We start from the raw sequence: 16,465 nt of genomic DNA on the forward strand, positions 1-16,465 counted from the left end.
ATCCCGACCCACATGCTGTGCATGGCATATGCATATGAGTGATTCGTATTTCACCTTGGTACCACCTCTCCGGGTAACATGCCCCTGATCTACGGAGGTGCTAAGCCACCGCGAGAAGGCTGTCTTTTGGTGAAACCTGGGAGTGCTTGATCAATGTCTGAAAACTGGAAATTCGAAACGCGTTCGGTCCACGCGGGATATAGCCCTGACCCTACGACTAAGGCAGTGGCAGTTCCGATCTACCAGACGGCGGCCTACGCCTTCGACAATGCGCAGCATGGCGCGGACCTGTTCGATCTGAAGGTGCCGGGGAATATCTACACCCGGATCATGAACCCGACGACCGACGTGCTCGAGAAGCGGATCGCGGCGCTGGAAGGCGGTGTCGGGGCGCTGGCGGTCGCATCCGGCCAGGCGGCGGTCACCGCGGCGATCCAGACGATCACCGAGGCCGGCGACAATATCGTCGCTTCCTCGGCGCTCTACGGCGGCACCTACAATCTGCTGGCGCATACCATGCCGCAGTTTGGCGTTACGACACGGTTTGCCGATCACCGGTGCCCGGAAAGCTTCGAGGCACTAATCGACGATCGGACCAAGGCTGTGTTTGTGGAGTCGATCGGTAATCCGGCGGGTAACGTGACGGATATCGCGAAGATTGCGGCGATCGCAAAGCGGCATGGTGTGCCAGTCATCGTCGACAATACCGTCGCCACGCCCTATCTCCTTCGGCCGTTCGAGCATGGCGCCGATATCGTCGTTCACTCGCTGACGAAGTACCTCGGCGGTCATGGCACGAGCATTGGCGGAGCCATCGTCGATTCGGGCAAGTTCCCGTGGGCGAAGTACCCCTCTCGCTTTCCGAAGCTCAATACCCCGGATGCCAGCTATCACGGCGTGACGTATACGGAAGCCTTCGGCCCCGCGGCATACATCGGCCGGGCTCGCGTGGTCCCGCTGCGGAACATGGGCGCGGCGCTATCGCCATTCAATGCCTTCCTGATCCTGCAAGGCATCGAAACGCTTGGCCTGCGCATGGATCGGATCAACGACAACACGCTCGCGGTCGCCCGGCATCTTAGCCAGCACGCCAAGGTGGGCTGGGTCAACTACGCGGGGCTCGAGGACAACCAGGACTACGCGCTCGCCAAGAAGTACATGAATGGCAAGGCTTCGGGCCTGCTCACGTTCGGTGTCAAGGCCGCCGATGGCGATGGGCGGGCGGCTGGTGCCCGGTTCCTGGATGCGCTGCAGCTGTTCACGCGCCTGGTGAACATCGGCGATGTGCGGTCGCTGGCCACGCACCCTGCTTCCACGACGCATCGCCAGCTTTCCCCGGAAGAGTTGGCACAGACGGGCGTGGGACTGGATACGGTTCGCCTCTGCGTTGGCATCGAGCACATCGACGACCTGCTGGCTGATATCGACCAGGCGCTGCAGGCGGTATAACCGTCGGCGCTGTCGCGCGGCATTGGTGGGCGGGAAGCCACGCTTCTCCGCCCACTTTCTACTCTTGCCGCCCTGCCCTCAGATCTTGATGCGCAACCGCCCCCAGAACGTCCGTCCCGGTGACATGATTGGCGTGGAGGCGGCGTAGCCGAAGCCGGCGTTGCCGGCGAGGTTCAGATGCTCGGTGTAGGCCTTGTCGAACAGGTTGTCGATGCCGATCGACAACTGCGCGCTCTTGTTGAAGTTGTACTGCGCATTCACCGAGACCACGCCAAAGCCAGCGCTCGGCCCAAAATCCTGACCGACCACATTCCCCTCGTGCAGCGCATAGCGACGCTGCGGCGCCACGACACGCCACAAACCGCCAACCGACCACTCGCGCCACGAGTAATCGGCGCTCAGACGCATCTCGAGTGGCGGAATCTGCGGCAGCGGGGCCCCGCTGTCCACGTTGCGGCCCCAGGCATAGGCGACTGACCCGCCCAGCTTCCAGCTCGCGCTGGGGAACCAGAACGTGCTGATCTCACCGCCCATGATCTGCGCGTTGACATTGCTGGCCTGCGACAGGTTCGCGGTCGCGCCGGAGCCATAGGAGAACAGGATGAAGTTGTTGACGTAGCCGGCGTACGCCGAAATCGAGGCGTCGAGCGTCTTGGTGCGGTAGCGGGCGCCGATGTCGAGCTGGGTGGTCTTCTCGGGCTCAATGCCTGTGAACGCGTTTGTCGACCCAGACGGGCCACGTTTCGGCGAGAACAGCTCCCAGTAGTCAGGAAAGCGCTCGGTGTGCCCGAGTCCCGCGTACCAGGTCATCGGCGTTTCCGCGAGCGTGTGCTCGTAGCGCAGGAAACCGCTCGGCAGCAATTGACTGCGTGTCTCATCCGCGGTGGGATTCGTCATCTTCATCATGCCCATCGACCCACTGACCGTGGCGCGCTCGTCCGTGGCGCCCGAGCGATCCAGCCGCGCCCCGGCAACCACGCGCCGTGCGTCGTTGATCTCCCAGGTCAGTTCGCTGAAGAGACCATAGTTCGAAAGCGACGCCGACGGATTCCACGGCATCGACGACGGGCTCAGCACGCCCATGGCCGAGCGTGTATCGAGGTTATTCGACTGCGCATCGAAGCCCGCCACCCATTGCACGTTCTCACCGAGGTCGAATGTCGCGGCGATGCGACCGCCTGCGGTACGGCGGCGCACGTCCGAAGCCATGGCCATGCTGCCGGGAGGCGGTGTTCGCAAGGTGTAGTTGTCCATGCGATGGTCGGCATCGCTGTAATACACCTCGGCGTCGACGCGGCGAAGGAATTCGCCGATGTTCTGCTTCTTGAAGCGCAACTGGAAACTGTCGCGCTTGAAACGCACGCCGTCCATGCCGCGCCCGGCGTATCGGGCGTTGCCGTCACCGGTGCTGGCGGCGAGCTCGATGAGCGTGTTGGCATCGGGAGTGATGCCCACCGCCGCGTCAGCATTCCACTTGCTCCAGGCCGAAGGCACGGTATTGCCGTTGCCGTCGCGATAGTCCTGGGCGTACGACTTGTTGGCATTCAGGCGCCCGTAGACTTCCGGGGTGCCGGCGGTGACTTCGAGGTTCTCGTCATTGCGGCCATTCGATCCGCCCACCAGACTCGCATCCATGTGCACGCCCGGTTTGTCGAAACGTGGCGCCTCGCGCTCGAACAGCACAGTGCCGGCCGATGCGCCTGGGCCGTAGAGCACGGTCTGCGGGCCCTTGATCACGGTGACCTTGTCGTAGCTCTCCGGGGCGATGTACGAGGTGGGCGGGTCCATCCGGCCGGGACATGCGCCCAGGCTCGGCGCACCGTTGGCCAGCATATTGAGTCTGGACCCGAACATGCCGCGCAGGACGGGGTCGCCATTGCTGCCGCCATTGCGGATCGCGGTGAACCCGGGCACGGTTTTCAGGTAATCGGCGCCGTCGCTCGCGGGCAAAGGCTGTCGCGGCGCCTTGGGGTCCGTCACGACCACGATCGGGATATTGAGGGGACTCGCGGAGACCTCGACAGTCGGCAGGACAACTTCGGCCGCAGCGTCGTTGCTGGTGTGCTCGGCATGTTCCGTGTGCTCAGCGGCACGGCTGGCAAAGGGTGCGCAGGCAACGAGCGACAGCACCAGGACCGATGCGCGATGCGAATAGCGATCGCGATCGAACGGGGACAGCGCGCAGGCACGCTGGATTTTGTTTGGGGTAAGCATTTGAACAGCGCAATGACACCCACCCGCTCGTGATGACATCGCGAGCGAGGGCGTGATAAGAATCAGAAGGACGGTTTAGGCGTGTTCAGATGCTGAAAGGCGGCGCGCGCGATGGGCGGCGCAGGTAGCGCTGGTGCCGCACCCCTGCGGGCAGGCGGGGCAGCACGGCAGCGGCCGTGACGACGATCGCCGAAGCGGTGTCGATCGACGTGGCTGCCAGCGCAGGCAATTGCGCGAGCAGGCCGCAATAGCCGCAGTGCTTGAAGTGCGCGGCGAACGAATCCTCGAGCGAAGCCTCATTCTGGCCGCCGCTCTGGTGCCCGGCCGCGCTGCAGACCGTATCGACGGGCAGCTTTGCGCCGCTCACAAGCGTCGACGCGAGCGGCATGAGCGTGGCCAGCAGAATGGCGAGAATCCCCAGCCAGGCAGTGCGAAGAGACGACTGTCGGCGCATCAGGAAAACTCGAAGCGGTGGTGTTTCGTACGACGGTGCATGTCCAGCTGCGGCGACAAGTCACCGACTACGGAAGGCGCGAGCGATATGCTCGCAAGGCTGATTGTTAGATGGCAAGGCGATGCAAACCTGAGCATCCCGTGTGCAATCAGCCGCCGTCCTGAATGATGTGGAGTCGCGACTATACCGGCCTTGACCTGCATCAGTGCCACGATATCGGATGGATGCGACCCCTTGTCGCATCCGGCAGATCCTAGGCACTCAGCGGGCTGACATGAGGGCGCAGGCGCTGTTCGCGATGCGCCAGACGCTTGCCATCAGTGACCGGCGAATTTTCATCCATTGAAAATTTCGGCCGATTGATTGACGCCGTTTCCGGCTGCTTCCTACCATGTGCCGCATAGAGTTTCCGTCGATGAAACCAATGCCTGCAAACAGGAGACAGCCGATGATCACCTTCCCGCGCCAGCGCCTGCTGGCCGCCGTCCTGCCCCTTCTCTGCATCGCGGCCAGCGCTCCGGCCGGTGCCACCGAAGCGTTCCCGACCAAGCCGATCCGGCTCGTGGTGCCGTTCACCCCGGGGGGCACGACCGACATCCTCGCGCGCCTGATCGCGCAGAAGTCGGGCGAAGTGCTCGGGCAGTCGGTCATCGTCGACAATCGGCCCGGCGCGGGCGGCAATATCGGCGCCGAGGCGGTCGCGCGCGCGACGCCAGACGGCTACACGCTGCTGATGGGCACGCTTGGCACGCAGGTCACGAACCAGTTTATCTACGCCCGGATGCCGTATGAGAGCGCGAAGGACTTCGCGCCCGTCACGCTGGTCGCCAATTCCCCGAACGTGTTGCTGGTCAACAGCACGCTGCCCGCGAACTCAGTCGGCGAGCTGATTGCGCTGGCCAAGCGGGAGCCCGGCAAGATCAACTACGCGTCGACCAGTACCGGGGGCTCCCCTCACCTTTCGGGCGAACTGCTCAACGCGATGGCTGGTACCACCATGCAGCACGTACCCTACAAGGGTGCTGCCCCCGCGATGACCGACCTGCTTGCGGGACAGGTCAACCTGATGTTCGACAACCTGCCTTCCGCGCTTGCGCAGATCCAGGCCGGCAAGGTCAAGGCGCTCGCGGTGACCAGCATCAAGCGGGCATCGGTACTGCCAAACGTGCCGACGGTGCGCGAATCCGGGTTGCCCGGATACGAAGTCAATTCGTGGTTCGGCCTGCTGGCGCCAGCGGGCACGCCGCCGGAGCGCGTGCGCCAGCTCCAGCAGGCGGTCGACAAGGCGCTGGCGATGCCTGACGTGCGCAAACGCATCGAGCAGCTTGGTGCCGAACCGGGCGGCGAAGGCTCCGCCGCGTTTGCCGCCGAAATCAAGGCTGATACCGAAAAATGGTCGCGCGTGATCAAGAGCGCCGGCATCAAGGCGCAATGAGCGGCACGCCCCTCGCGCCATCGTCAAACCAGGACACTTGAAGTCATGACCCAGAAGACTACGCTTCGCATCGGCTCCGGATCTGGCTGGTGGGGAGACCGGGTCGAGCCGGCGGAACGGTCCGCGCGTCTCGGCAAGCTCGACTACCTCTGCTTTGAAACCATGGCCGAGGCAACGGTATCGGCCGCACAGGTGCGCAAGCGGCGCGATCCCGCGTTTGGCGGCTACGACACGTATCTGGACGACCGGATGCGTGCGGTGTTGCCCCACTGCATTGCCAATGGCACACGCATTATCAGCAACCAGGGTTGGATTCACCCGCTTGGCGCGGCCAGGCGCGTAGCGGAACTGTGCGAGGAACTCGGCCTGTCCGGCGTGAAGATTGCCGCCGTCACCACGACCGATCTCACGGGCAGTATCTGCGAACTCGACCTCACGTTGTTCGAAACCGGCGCCCCTGTATCGACGCTGCGGGAGACGCTGATCAGCGCGGAGCCGTACGAGGGCGCGGGCCCGATCGTCGAGGCACTGCGAGCTGGCGCGCAAATCGTAATCACCGGGCGGGTTGCCGATCCGTCATTGTTCCTGGCGCCGATGATCCATCATTTCGGCTGGCAGCCGGACGACGTCGCCCTGCTGGCGCGGGGCAGCGCCATCGGCCATCTGCTCGAATGCGGCGCACAGGTGACCGGCGGGTACTTCGGCGATCCGGGCTACAAGGACGTGCCCGAGCCGTGGAACCTCGCATTTCCGATCGCCGAGGTGGAGGCCGATGGCAGCGCCGTGATCGCGAAGGTGGCGGGCAGCGGTGGCCGCATCGACTTGCAAACGGTCAAGGAGCAGATGTTTTATGAAGTTCACGATCCGCGGCGCTATATCACGCCGGATGTCATCGTGGATTTCTCGACAGCCGTGCTGGAGCAGGTTGGCCCCGACCGCGTGCGCATCAGCGGCGTGAGCGGCCTGCCGCGTACCGATACGCTCAAGGTGTCGCTGGGCTGCACCGAAGGGCATATCGGCGAGGACATGTTCTTCTATGCCGGCCCGGGATGCCTGGAAAAGGCGAAGCTGGCAAAGCGCATTCTCGAGGAGCGTTTTGCCATGGCAGCCTTGCAGGCCGACGAACTGCGTATCGACTTCCTCGGCGTCAATGCCGTGCACGGCGTGGCATCGCCAGAACCGGCGTGCGAGCCTAACGAGATCGCGGTACGTGTGGCGGCCCGTACCCGCACGAAGGAAGAAGCGGCCAAGGTGGGGCGGGAAATCGACAGCATGGCTGTTTGCGGACTGGCCTCCACTGGCAAGCGCGTGCCCCATCAGGACCGCACGCGCGAGATTATCGGCGTGTGGTCGGCCCTGGTGCCGCGCGCGCTGATCCAGTCGCGGGTCCAGTTCGTCTGACCCTGACAACCTGATCGGGAGACATCATCATGCGCGTTCCGCTGCGCCGCCTCGCCCACAGCCGCTCCGGCGACAAGGGCAATACCTCGAACACGGCCGTCATTGCCTACGCGCCGGAGTTCTATCCGCATATCAAGCAGCAACTGACGGCCGACGCGTTCAAGGCGCACTATGGCGCGTTGATCACGGGGCTGGTCACGAGGTTTGACGTGGATGGCCTGCAGGTCCTCAACTTCGTGGCCGAGGGCGCGCTCGGTGGTGGGGTGTCCCGCAGCCTGGCAATCGACAACTACGGCAAGGCCTTGGCCAGCGCGGTGCTGCGCTTCGAGGTGGAGATTCCGGATGCGCTGGCCCCCCTGCTTCGCGGGCCGGCACGCTGAGTGCCCCCTGCGGGCACTACGGCGCGCGTCCATGCGCTGGTGATGCGGCGCGCTTCCTGTCGTAGCAGGCGTGCCATGGCGGCCTCACGGCTGCGGATGCGGGTACTCAGGGCCGCCACGCTTAACGCGCCGATGGGCCAGCCGTCGTAGTCGAGGATCGGCACGGCGATACCGCCCATCCCCTCCACCACCCAATCCAGAAACAGCACGTAGCCGCGCGCGCACGCGGCGTCCGCCTCGGCAGCAATGGATGCCGCATCGAGCTGCGGGTAGTTGGCCAGCTTGCGGGCCGTTTGCTGCAGGCGTCGCGCGCGCTCGGCCGGTGGCAGCCAAGCCAGCACCGCCAGACTGCCCGCGCCAACCCCGAGTGGGCGCCGAGTGCCCACCGTCACGTAGTTCGCGTGAACGGGATACGTGCCCGTGATCACCTCCGAACACACGGCTTCTCCACGGCTGGTTTCTGTCAGCACCGCCGTATCGCCGAACGCGTCCTGGAGCCGTTCCAGAGCGGGTCGCGCAAGCTGGCGCAGGTCCACACGCCGCTGCCCGACATCCGCAAGCTGGAACACCTCCGGGCCGATGCCATAGTGACGCCTGGCATCGCGGGTGGCGAAGCCCTCCTGCACCAGCAGGTCGAGCAGGCGCGACGTGGTGGCCGGGTCCAGGCCCGTCGCGCGTGCTACGTCGCTCATGCGTCGCACTTCGGGGTCGGAGAGCGCCCGCAGCACGGCAAGCGCGCGCTGGACCGGGGAGGATCGCGTCGCCATGATGCGATGGGCCTAGCGGGCCGCCATGGCGTCACCCATGCGCTCAGCCATGGTGCGACGATTGCAGCGTGTCGCGCTTGATCTTCTTTGCCAGCGACCACTTGTGGACTTCAGTCGGGCCGTCGTAGATCCGGAACGCACGCAACTCGCGGAAGGCCTGGTCGACGATAGTGTCGCGGGAAACGCCATTGCCGCCCAGAATCTGCACGCAGCGGTCCGCCACACGGAACAGCGCCTCGGAGACGGCCACCTTCGCCATCGAGCTTTCCGTCGTGCCAGCCGAGCCGGTGTCGAGCACACCCGCGCACCAGTCGATCATCAGCGCCGCCTGCTGCAGGTCGATCAGGTTATCGGCCAGCATGAAGCCCACGCCCTCGTGGTCGATCAGCAGCTTGCCGAACGCTTTGCGCGTGGTGGCATAGGCCCGCGCGATCTCGTCCGCGCGCGTGACCGTGCCGAACCAGCGCATGCAGTGAGAAAGCCGGGCCGGTGACAGCCGTACCTGCGCATAGCGGAACCCTTCGTTGACCTCGCCCAGCACCTGATCGGCCGGCAGGCGCAATCCATCGATGAGCACTTGCGCGTGGCCGCCGGGCATCGAACTGTCGATTGTGTCGATCACGCGCTCGGTGCGGATGGCGGGATGCGGAAGGTCGACCAGAAACATGGTGGCTTGCGCGCGCTCGCCGTCGCCGGTACGCGCCATCACGATGCCCACCCGGGCACCCTCGGCGCCGGTGATGAACTTCTTGCGACCGTTGAGTACCCAGTCGTTGCCGTCGCGTACTGCCGTGGTGCTCAGCATCGAGGGGTCCGATCCCGCCCCGCCCTCTTCCGCCGGTTCGGTCATGAAGAACGCCGAGCGTGCCTCGCCGCGCACCAGTGGCTCAAGAAACCGCGCCTTCTGCGCGGCGGTGGCCACCTTGCCGAGCAGGAACATGTTGCCCTCGTCGGGCGCCATGGTGTTGACGGCGACCGGACCAAGCGGCGACAGGCCCGAGCGCTTGAGCACGGCGGCGGTCTCGAGTTGGCTCAGGTGCCCGCCGTCGGGCAGGATGTGGGGCGTCATGATGCCAGCGGCACGTGCCTTGGCGCGAAGCTCCAGCACCAGTTCCTCGGTGGGGCCGTGAGCGCTGCAGCGCGGATCTTGTTCGTACGGCGCGACCACGTCGCGCACGAAGCGCTCGACGCGATCCGCGATGTCGCGGCTGCGTTCGGTGGGACAGGGTGTGAACATGAATGCCATTCCTCTCAAAGTGTATTGACCAGATGCCCGCCGTCGACCGGCAGCACAGCGCCCGTCATGTAGCGCGAGGCATCGGATGCCAGCAGCAACAGCGGGCCGTCGAGATCATCGGGCTGCCCCAACCGGCGCTGCGGAATGCGTTGGATGAGCGCCTTGCCGGCATCGGTCTGCCAGAAGTCGTGATTGATTTCAGTATCGATGTATCCGGGCGCGAGGGCATTCACGCGAATGCCGTGGCGTGCCCATTCCAGCGCCAGTGTCCGCGTCAGTTGCACGACGCCTGCCTTGGACACGGCATAGGACACGACTCCGCCCGCTTGCCGCAGTCCGAGAATCGACGCCACGTTGATGATGCTCCCGCCGCCGCGTTCGCGCATCCCCGAGGCCAGCGCCTGCGCCATGAAGAACATGCCCTTGAGGTTGGTGTCCAGCACCACGTCCCAGTCTTCTTCGGAATGTTTGAGGGCAGCGCCCTCGCGAACCAGCCCGGCGTTGTTGACCAGGATGTCGATGGGGCCCGCTTCTTCCACCATCGCCGCGCGCGACGATGCGCTGGTGACGTCGAGCGCCACGCAACGGGCGCGGCCATACGGCTCCAGCTGTTTCGCGACCGATTGCAGCGCATCCACTCGCCGTGCCGCAAGCACCACTTCCGCGCCGTGCGCGGCCAGCCGTTGCGCAAAATGCGCGCCGAGCCCGCTCGAGGCGCCGGTGACCAGCGCCCGCTTGCCGTCCAGTCCGAGCAGTGTCTCCTTCATCCCCTGTCTCCTTCCGATTGCATAGTAGGGGCAAATTGTAGGATGATTTCATCCCATGTCAATGGATGGGGCGGCTCTCCTGCCGGTATTGCCACAACCTTTCCGCTAGAATCGCGCCCTGTGCCACATCCGACCTTTCCATCCCACGCCATGTCGATCGATTCGCCCGCCACCGCAGGCCCAGCAAGCCGCAGCGCATCGGACTCGGTGTTCTTCGGGATCATGAATGGCCTGGAACTCGGCACGTTTGTGCCTGGCCAGCGGCTGGTGGAAACCGATCTTGTCGAGCAATTCGGCGTGGGGCGGAATTCCGTGCGCGAAGCGCTGCAGCGGCTGGCTGCGGAGGGCATTGTCGACCTGCCGCGCCATCGCGGCGCGATCATCCGGCGCCTGAGCCTGCAGGAGACACTCGACGTGCTCGATGTGGCGGAGCGCATGACTGGCCTGCTCGCGCGCGCCGCCACGCGGGGAAGCAGTGACCGGACACTGGCGCAGGCGCTGCGCGCATCGGTGCAGGCGCTCGTGGCCGCCGAAAAGGCCCACGACGGCGAAGCGTTCTCCACCGCGAGGCGTCATTTCTATCGCACGCTGCTGGATATGGGCGATAACCGCGAATTGCGCCGGCTCTTTCCCACTATCCAGATGCCGATCGTCCATGCGCAGCATCGGCTGGCGTCATTGCGGCAGATGCGGCTGGATGACTACAAACGTATCGCCACGGCCGTGCAGGCGGGCGAACCCGACGCCGCCGAAGCTGCTGGCGCCGCGCACGTGCAGAACGTGCGTGGCGCGATCCTGGGTCAGTAGCACTGGCGGCTCCGGACGATTCGCCGAATGAAGAAGTCGCAGATCGACCGACTGGACTGGGACCGCAGATCACGCCGTCGGTGGCGGTGAACTCAGCCCGCCGGCGAAGGGGTTGCGTGACAGGGCTACGCTAGAATCGAATCCCGCCCCCTGCCTCACCGCCAGCCTCGATCCATATGCCTTCCGAAAGCTCGCCCGCAGATCGTGCATTGGCCCATGTCGCCGGGCAATGCGGCGGCAGTCCCATCGATCCGACCTGGCGGGTCACGCTGAATTTCCATCCGGACCGGATGTTTGAGGGGCGACCGCTGCTGGCGGCAATGGCTGACGATGGCGTCTATCGATCCCAGTTCGAAACCGGCACGAGCAATGGCGGCTTGACCGCGTATCCCGGCGGGGACCGATGGCATTGGGAGAGCCGGATCTTCGGACGGGCCTATGACACGGCCTCGCCGTCCGATCGGCCACGCTATGGCGCGCTCAATATCGAACGCGCTGGGGCAGGCGCCGCGCCACGTTTTGGCTCGGCGCACCTGCGGCTTACCGCCGGGGTGCTGGCCCGCGCCACGTTCTGTCACCCGGACAGCGTCTACGAGCCGACGCATTTTGGGGTGGCTGATCGCTTTGCGCTGGCGGAACGGCTGGCATCCGTCGCAGGCCACGATGATCCGCTTGACCATTATGTGGAAGCACATGTTCATGGCCCCGTGCTGCTCGCACAGGACGTCGAGGCTATCGTGCTCGATCCCTCATATCGCAATACCGAGGTCGAGGCCCTCGCGCACGCATTGCCCTGTCGCGTCGAATGGCATGCCGGATTTCTCGCGGATGCGGATCAACTGACCCGTGACATCGCCTACCGCGGCGAGGCCGTAGCCGAACTCGCGGCGTCACTGGCGGGCAATGGCATCTTGACGCCCGCGCGCATTGGCGAAGCGGCGCGCGCGGGTCGCCACGATCCGCAGATGCTCAAGAAAGCCTGGCACTGCCTGGCGCGTTTCGGCAACCGCAATCGGCCGTAAGCCATAAGCCATAAGCCGCAAGCCCTTGAAGGCATCGGCCAGATGGTGACTGTCCCTCCGGGGGATAAGGCCTGGAGATCACGAAGGCTCCTTTCGGCAAGCTGCCTTTTCGGCACGGCGAATTCCCGATGACGACCCCGGTGAGACATCGCCGAGAGCCCATGAGTGGCATGGGGGGTTTTTAGCGAACGTTTACAAATTGTGACATCCCCAATACAATTCGGCTGTAAACAATAATGATTCGCACTTAATACCTCGATTTGTCGTGTATTAGACACCTTATCGGGGGCAAGCCGCCTCTTGTTTTTCCTCTTCCCTCCCATCGTCATGTCAGCCCACGCCACATCGCGTGTACGCTTGGTCGCGTACGCGTGTGCCCTTTGCTGCTCCGGATTTGCAGCCTCCCAGTCCGCATCTGCCCAGAGCACGGATAACCCGCCGTCCGCGAAACCCACGGAGGCGACGTTGCCGACGGCCGTGGTCACGGCCGATTCGCCGATGCAGACCAAGGAACTGCCGTCATACAAGTTCGTGGCGCCATTGCTGGACACGCCGCGCTCGGTGACGGTCATCCCCGAGGAGGTCATCAAGCAGACCAACGCGACAACATTCGCCGAAGCACTGAAGACGGTGCCCGGCGTCACGTTCCTGGGTGGCGATGCCGCGGCGAATCCGTCCGCGGATCGCCCCGTGATCCGTGGCTTCGAATCGCGCAACTCGATCTTCGTCGATGGCATGCGCGACTCTGGCGTGCAAAACCGTGAGACGTTTGCCGTCGAGCAGATCAGCGTGGTCAAGGGGCCGGACTCGGTGTACGCGGGCCGTGGCGCGGTGGGCGGTAGCATCGACATCGTGACCAAGATGCCCCGTCTCGACGATTTCACGAATGCCAGCCTTGGCCTGGGCACCGAAGCCTACAAGCGCGCGACCGTGGATATGAACCGCAAGATCAATGACGAGACCGCGGTACGTCTGAACGTGATGGGATACGACGCCAACCAGCCCGGCCGCAACAACGTCTACAGCAAGCGCTGGGGCGTGTCGCCGTCGGTGGCGTTCGGCCTGAACTCGCCCACCACGGTGTACGTGAGCTACTACCACCTGAACAGCTACGACATGCCGGACTTCAGCGTGCCGTTCCGATCGACCGGTGGCACGCCTGGCGCGAACAGCGGCATCGAGCGCTCGCAGTTCTATGGCCTGAGCAACCGGGACTACCGCCGGGGCCAGACCGATACGGGCGAGATCCGCGTCGAACATCGCCTCGACGAGAACTGGAAGCTGCGCAATACCACCATGTTCGGCCGCTCGACACTGGACTATGTGGCCACCAATCCGCAGTTCCTCAGCACCAATCCGAACATCCTGCAACTGCAGGCCAAGAGCGGCAAGTACGCGACCAATAGCGTGGCGAACCAGACCGAGGTCTCGGGCAAGGCCACGCTGTTCGGCATGGAACACAGCCTGTCCGCCGGGATGGAATTCAGCTGGGAACGCAGCACGTACGAGGGCTACCTCGTGAGCGACAACGCCGGCAACAATATTCGCTCGGGCGGGCCATGCACGGTCGCCTACAACTGCACGCCCATTGGCGGATGGAATTCCAACGCACCGTGGACCGGCAGCATCGTGCTGAATGGCGACAAGGGATTCCCGGGCGCGCCGACCTACACGCATACCAACGTGGCATCGGCCTATCTCTTCGACAGCATCAAGCTCAGCGAGCGCTGGCTGTTCAATGCCGGCACGCGATTCGACCGCTTCGATGTCTCCTCCACGCAGGCAGGCGCGCCAGACCTGAACAATATCTCGAACCTGTTCAGCTACCAGCTTGGCCTGGTGTTCAAGCCGGTGCAGACGGTCAGCCTGTACGCTTCGTATGGCACGTCGGCCAATCCGCCGGGCGCGAATAGCGGTCTGGGTGGCGGCACCGACCAGATCACCGCGACCAACCAGAACCTGTCGCCGGAACGCAGCCGCAATATCGAAGTGGGCGCCAAGTGGGATGTGCTGGACCGCCGCCTCTCGCTGACTTCCGCGCTGTTCCAGACCGACAAGACCAACGCGCGCGTCAGCGATGGCCTGGGTGGCACGGTCAACGCTGGCAGCCAGCGCGTGCGCGGCGCCGAACTCGGCTTTGCCGGCAACCTGACCAACCAGTGGCGCGTGTTCGGCGGCTATTCGTACCTGGACGCGATCACGACCGACGCCGGCCCGGCGAACCCGACCGCCTCGGGCCTGCCGATGGTGATGGTGCCCAAGCACAATTTCGTGCTGTGGACCTACTACGACGTGCTGCCCAAGCTGTCGATCGGTGGTGGCGCCACGTTCTCGAGCCTGACCTACGCGTCCGTCACGGCGACCACGCGCAAGTGGACGCCGGGGTACGCCCGCTTCGATGCCGTTGCGACGTATCGCCTCGACAAGACCATGGACCTGCAGTTGAACTTGCAGAACATCTTCGACAAGAAGTACTACTCGTCGGCCTACCCGATCTACGCCACGTGGGCACCGGGGCGCTCGGCAGTGCTGACCCTCAACGTCCACATGTAAGCTGCCCTTCACGGCTTGCTTCGCCAGTCGTCTCCGCCTGACCCGCAATGGATTCAGGCGGAGGCCCTGGCCGCGAGGTGCGCGGCATAGAACGCGCAGGCCAGGAAGAACGCCGCGCACAGGCCATAGCCGAGGGGAAAGCTGGTCAGGTTCCACACGTTGACGCGCCAGTTCACGAAGCTTAGCCGGCCCTGCGACAAGCGAACGGCCGTCATGATGTACATCGCCGGCACGATGCATAGCGGCAGCGCCTGATAGCGGTGCTGCCGGAACAGCAGCCAGGACGCCCAGCCGATCAGGATCGGCGTCCAGAGAAACAACAGGCAATCGGCCGGATCGACCGGCACCGGGGCGCGGATCATCAGGACCGATACCCCGACGAGCGATACCAGCGACCAGCCTGCCAGGAACAGGATCAGCAGATTGGTGTGCCACTTGCGGGGGTGCATGGGGGTGACTTCGTCGTCTGGAAACCTGCCCGCATGATGAAAGGTCGCCGTGAAGGCGTCTACTGTGACTAGTCACAGTGCCCAGGTTCTTATGTCCCCGTCCCCGTCCCCGTACCTGTAGCTGTAGCTGTAGCTGTAGCTGTGGCTGTGGTTTCCGGCCTCCAGTCCCCGCCCAGCGCCAGCAACAACGCCACGCGCTGATCAAGGTGATCGGCCTCCACGTTCACGAGATCCATCTCGGCCGCCACCAGCGTCTGCCGCTGCTGCTGCAGACTCCGTGTGTCCGACGCGCCGATCGTCACGCGTGTTTCCTCTCGCTGCACCAGCACCCGACGCTCGTTCACGCGCTCGCGGAGTTGCCTGGTGCGTTCGGCATAGCCAGACTCTGCCCGTAGCCCGGTTTCGACCTCGCCCAGTGCCCGCAGCGCACTGTTGCCATAGGCGATCAGTGCCGCCTTCTGCTCTGCCGTGTAGTAGTCCACACGGGCCTTCAGCTCGCCACCCATGAAGATCGGGGCAAAGAAGGCACCGTTCAGACCCTTGACCGGGCTACCGGCCTGATTGAGCAGGAACACATCGCTGCGGATACCGGTAACGGCTGCGCTGATCGAGATGCGTGGCAGACGTGCCGCTTCCGCCGATTGCCGCATATCGAACGCCGCCGCAACGCGATGCGCGGCGGCAGTCAGGTCGGGGCGACGCTCGACCACATTCGCCGGCAGGCTCGCGTTCGGCGCGGGCGGCATGGCAGGCAGGGTCGGCGCCGTCGCGATGTCTCCGGCCGGGTAGCGGCCCAGCAGCAGTTCCAGCGCCTGCGCGGCCTGGCTCCTGGCCAGTGCGGTCTTCTCGATGCCGTCGCGCTGTGCGTGCAGGGTGTTCCTGGCTTCCAGCAGGTCGGTCTCCGGCGCAATGCCGATGGTCACCCGTTGGCCGACGATTCGCACCAGCTCCTCCTGAATGGTGGCGGATTGCCGCAACCGGTCTTCGAGCACGGTGTATCGGATCAGCGAGAACCATGCCTTGGCAGTGGTCGCCGCAATCACGCGCTGCGCCCAGAGATAGTCGTCCTGTGTGGCGGCGTACTGCGATTCGGCCGAGCGGGACTCCGCGCGAATGCGCCCCCAGAGGTCCACCTCCCAGCTTGCGCCGATGGAGAGGATCTGCGTTTCCGAGTTGCCCGCCCTGCCCTTCACGCCAGCGCTTGGCAGCAGCCCGCTCCGTGCGATGGCAACGAGCGCCTGCGCCTGCTGCACACGCGCCTCCGCAAGTCGCAGATCGCCGTTGTGCGCGATGGCTTCCCGCACGAGCCGTTGCAGTTCGGCATCGTCGAACGCGGCAAGCCAGCCATCGGCGACAGCGTCGCCCGAGGTCGGGTTCGCCCACCCGGCCCGCCCTTCGAGCGAGGGAACGGTTTGTTGGCGAAGGTCCTCGCCCTTTGGCGGGGTCTGCAGGGCGCACCCGGCAAGCATGGCAACCGGCAGCGCCAGCAGCAGGGACTTCTTGATCTGAGATGACGACATAAGCTTGTCT

At 64.7% G+C, this 16,465-nt stretch carries 14 protein-coding genes; 7 read left to right on the top strand and 7 right to left on the bottom strand.

All coding sequences use genetic code 11. The features are described 5' to 3' along the window. The first annotated feature begins 153 nt into the window (after nt 1–153). A complete protein-coding gene (locus tag RMET_RS23710) occupies nt 154–1,449 on the top strand; it encodes an O-acetylhomoserine aminocarboxypropyltransferase/cysteine synthase family protein (protein WP_011519043.1) in 1,296 nt (431 codons plus the stop codon). Between the two features lie 78 nt (nt 1,450–1,527). On the opposite strand, the gene RMET_RS23715 is transcribed toward RMET_RS23710, so the two are convergent. Together RMET_RS23715 and RMET_RS23720 are read right to left on the bottom strand one after the other, a co-directional pair. Further along, nucleotides 1,528–3,663: a TonB-dependent copper receptor gene (locus RMET_RS23715; RefSeq protein WP_035822590.1), complete on the bottom strand. Its 2,136-nt coding sequence runs from the start codon at nt 3,661–3,663 to the stop codon at nt 1,528–1,530. Between the two features lie 85 nt (nt 3,664–3,748). Beyond that, a complete protein-coding gene (locus tag RMET_RS23720; protein ID WP_011519045.1) occupies nt 3,749–4,117 on the bottom strand; it encodes a DUF2946 domain-containing protein in 369 nt (122 codons plus the stop codon). A 448-nt stretch (nt 4,118–4,565) separates the two neighbouring features. On the opposite strand from RMET_RS23720, the gene RMET_RS23725 reads away from it, so the two are divergent. The 3 genes from RMET_RS23725 to RMET_RS23735 are packed head-to-tail and all read left to right on the top strand — an operon-like array spanning nt 4,566 to nt 7,333. Beyond that, the gene (locus RMET_RS23725) at nt 4,566–5,552 is read left to right on the top strand and encodes a Bug family tripartite tricarboxylate transporter substrate binding protein (protein ID WP_011519046.1); all 987 of its coding nucleotides are present in this window, start codon (nt 4,566–4,568) and stop codon (nt 5,550–5,552) included. A 45-nt stretch (nt 5,553–5,597) separates the two neighbouring features. Continuing rightward, entirely contained in the window at nt 5,598–6,953 is a 1,356-nt protein-coding gene (locus RMET_RS23730; RefSeq protein ID WP_011519047.1) for an acyclic terpene utilization AtuA family protein, read from the top strand. A gap of 29 nt (nt 6,954–6,982) precedes the next feature. Beyond that, a complete protein-coding gene (locus tag RMET_RS23735; protein WP_011519048.1) occupies nt 6,983–7,333 on the top strand; it encodes an AtuA-related protein in 351 nt (116 codons plus the stop codon). Here the strand turns inward: RMET_RS23735 and RMET_RS23740 are convergent. Genes RMET_RS23740 through RMET_RS23750 form a run of 3 tightly spaced genes read right to left on the bottom strand, consistent with a single transcriptional unit; the run spans nt 7,243 to nt 10,104 of the window. Further along, on the bottom strand, nt 7,243–8,100 hold the full coding sequence (locus RMET_RS23740) for an IclR family transcriptional regulator (RefSeq protein WP_011519049.1): 858 nt from the start codon (nt 8,098–8,100) through the stop codon (nt 7,243–7,245). The genes RMET_RS23735 and RMET_RS23740 overlap by 91 nt on opposite strands. Before the next feature lie 43 nt (nt 8,101–8,143). Continuing rightward, a complete protein-coding gene (locus RMET_RS23745; RefSeq protein WP_011519050.1) occupies nt 8,144–9,337 on the bottom strand; it encodes an acyl-CoA dehydrogenase family protein in 1,194 nt (397 codons plus the stop codon). A 14-nt stretch (nt 9,338–9,351) separates the two neighbouring features. After that, nucleotides 9,352–10,104, bottom strand: a complete 753-nt coding sequence (locus tag RMET_RS23750; RefSeq protein WP_011519051.1) for an SDR family NAD(P)-dependent oxidoreductase — start codon at nt 10,102–10,104, stop codon at nt 9,352–9,354. Nucleotides 10,105–10,254: 150 nt separating this feature from the next. Between RMET_RS23750 and RMET_RS23755 the strand changes: the two genes are divergently transcribed. The 3 genes from RMET_RS23755 (at nt 10,255) to RMET_RS23765 (ending at nt 14,486) form a co-directional block, all read left to right on the top strand. Next, nucleotides 10,255–10,911: a GntR family transcriptional regulator gene (locus RMET_RS23755; protein WP_035822587.1), complete on the top strand. Its 657-nt coding sequence runs from the start codon at nt 10,255–10,257 to the stop codon at nt 10,909–10,911. 176 nt (nt 10,912–11,087) lie between these two features. Next, complete coding sequence (locus tag RMET_RS23760) at nt 11,088–11,933, top strand: DUF3626 domain-containing protein (protein WP_011519053.1); 846 nt, start codon at nt 11,088–11,090, stop codon at nt 11,931–11,933. Nucleotides 11,934–12,260: 327 nt separating this feature from the next. Beyond that, entirely contained in the window at nt 12,261–14,486 is a 2,226-nt protein-coding gene (locus RMET_RS23765; RefSeq protein ID WP_011519054.1) for a TonB-dependent receptor, read from the top strand. A 53-nt stretch (nt 14,487–14,539) separates the two neighbouring features. Here RMET_RS23765 and RMET_RS23770 read toward each other — a convergent pair whose 3' ends face one another. Together RMET_RS23770 and RMET_RS23775 are read right to left on the bottom strand one after the other, a co-directional pair. Next, entirely contained in the window at nt 14,540–14,935 is a 396-nt protein-coding gene (locus RMET_RS23770) for a hypothetical protein (protein WP_011519055.1), read from the bottom strand. Nucleotides 14,936–15,024: 89 nt separating this feature from the next. Continuing rightward, on the bottom strand, nt 15,025–16,455 hold the full coding sequence (locus tag RMET_RS23775; protein WP_011519056.1) for an efflux transporter outer membrane subunit: 1,431 nt from the start codon (nt 16,453–16,455) through the stop codon (nt 15,025–15,027). Nucleotides 16,456–16,465 lie beyond the last annotated feature (10 nt).

Origin of the sequence: Cupriavidus metallidurans CH34, assembly GCF_000196015.1 — a bacterium.
GTDB lineage: Bacteria > Pseudomonadota > Gammaproteobacteria > Burkholderiales > Burkholderiaceae > Cupriavidus > Cupriavidus metallidurans.

What these genes read in the sequence shown, in the direction of transcription:
- RMET_RS23775 (WP_011519056.1), bottom strand. Translation starts at nt 16,455, where the DNA reads ATGTCGTCATCTCAGATCAAGAAGTCCCTGCTGCTGGCGCTGCCGGTT.
- RMET_RS23710 (WP_011519043.1), top strand. Translation starts at nt 154, where the DNA reads ATGTCTGAAAACTGGAAATTCGAAACGCGTTCGGTCCACGCGGGATAT.
- RMET_RS23725 (WP_011519046.1), top strand. Translation starts at nt 4,566, where the DNA reads ATGATCACCTTCCCGCGCCAGCGCCTGCTGGCCGCCGTCCTGCCCCTT.
- RMET_RS23760 (WP_011519053.1), top strand. Translation starts at nt 11,088, where the DNA reads ATGCCTTCCGAAAGCTCGCCCGCAGATCGTGCATTGGCCCATGTCGCC.
- RMET_RS23745 (WP_011519050.1), bottom strand. Translation starts at nt 9,337, where the DNA reads ATGTTCACACCCTGTCCCACCGAACGCAGCCGCGACATCGCGGATCGC.
- RMET_RS23730 (WP_011519047.1), top strand. Translation starts at nt 5,598, where the DNA reads ATGACCCAGAAGACTACGCTTCGCATCGGCTCCGGATCTGGCTGGTGG.
- RMET_RS23720 (WP_011519045.1), bottom strand. Translation starts at nt 4,117, where the DNA reads ATGCGCCGACAGTCGTCTCTTCGCACTGCCTGGCTGGGGATTCTCGCC.
- RMET_RS23765 (WP_011519054.1), top strand. Translation starts at nt 12,261, where the DNA reads ATGTCAGCCCACGCCACATCGCGTGTACGCTTGGTCGCGTACGCGTGT.
- RMET_RS23735 (WP_011519048.1), top strand. Translation starts at nt 6,983, where the DNA reads ATGCGCGTTCCGCTGCGCCGCCTCGCCCACAGCCGCTCCGGCGACAAG.
- RMET_RS23755 (WP_035822587.1), top strand. Translation starts at nt 10,255, where the DNA reads ATGTCGATCGATTCGCCCGCCACCGCAGGCCCAGCAAGCCGCAGCGCA.
- RMET_RS23770 (WP_011519055.1), bottom strand. Translation starts at nt 14,935, where the DNA reads ATGCACCCCCGCAAGTGGCACACCAATCTGCTGATCCTGTTCCTGGCA.
- RMET_RS23750 (WP_011519051.1), bottom strand. Translation starts at nt 10,104, where the DNA reads ATGAAGGAGACACTGCTCGGACTGGACGGCAAGCGGGCGCTGGTCACC.
- RMET_RS23740 (WP_011519049.1), bottom strand. Translation starts at nt 8,100, where the DNA reads ATGGCGACGCGATCCTCCCCGGTCCAGCGCGCGCTTGCCGTGCTGCGG.
- RMET_RS23715 (WP_035822590.1), bottom strand. Translation starts at nt 3,663, where the DNA reads ATGCTTACCCCAAACAAAATCCAGCGTGCCTGCGCGCTGTCCCCGTTC.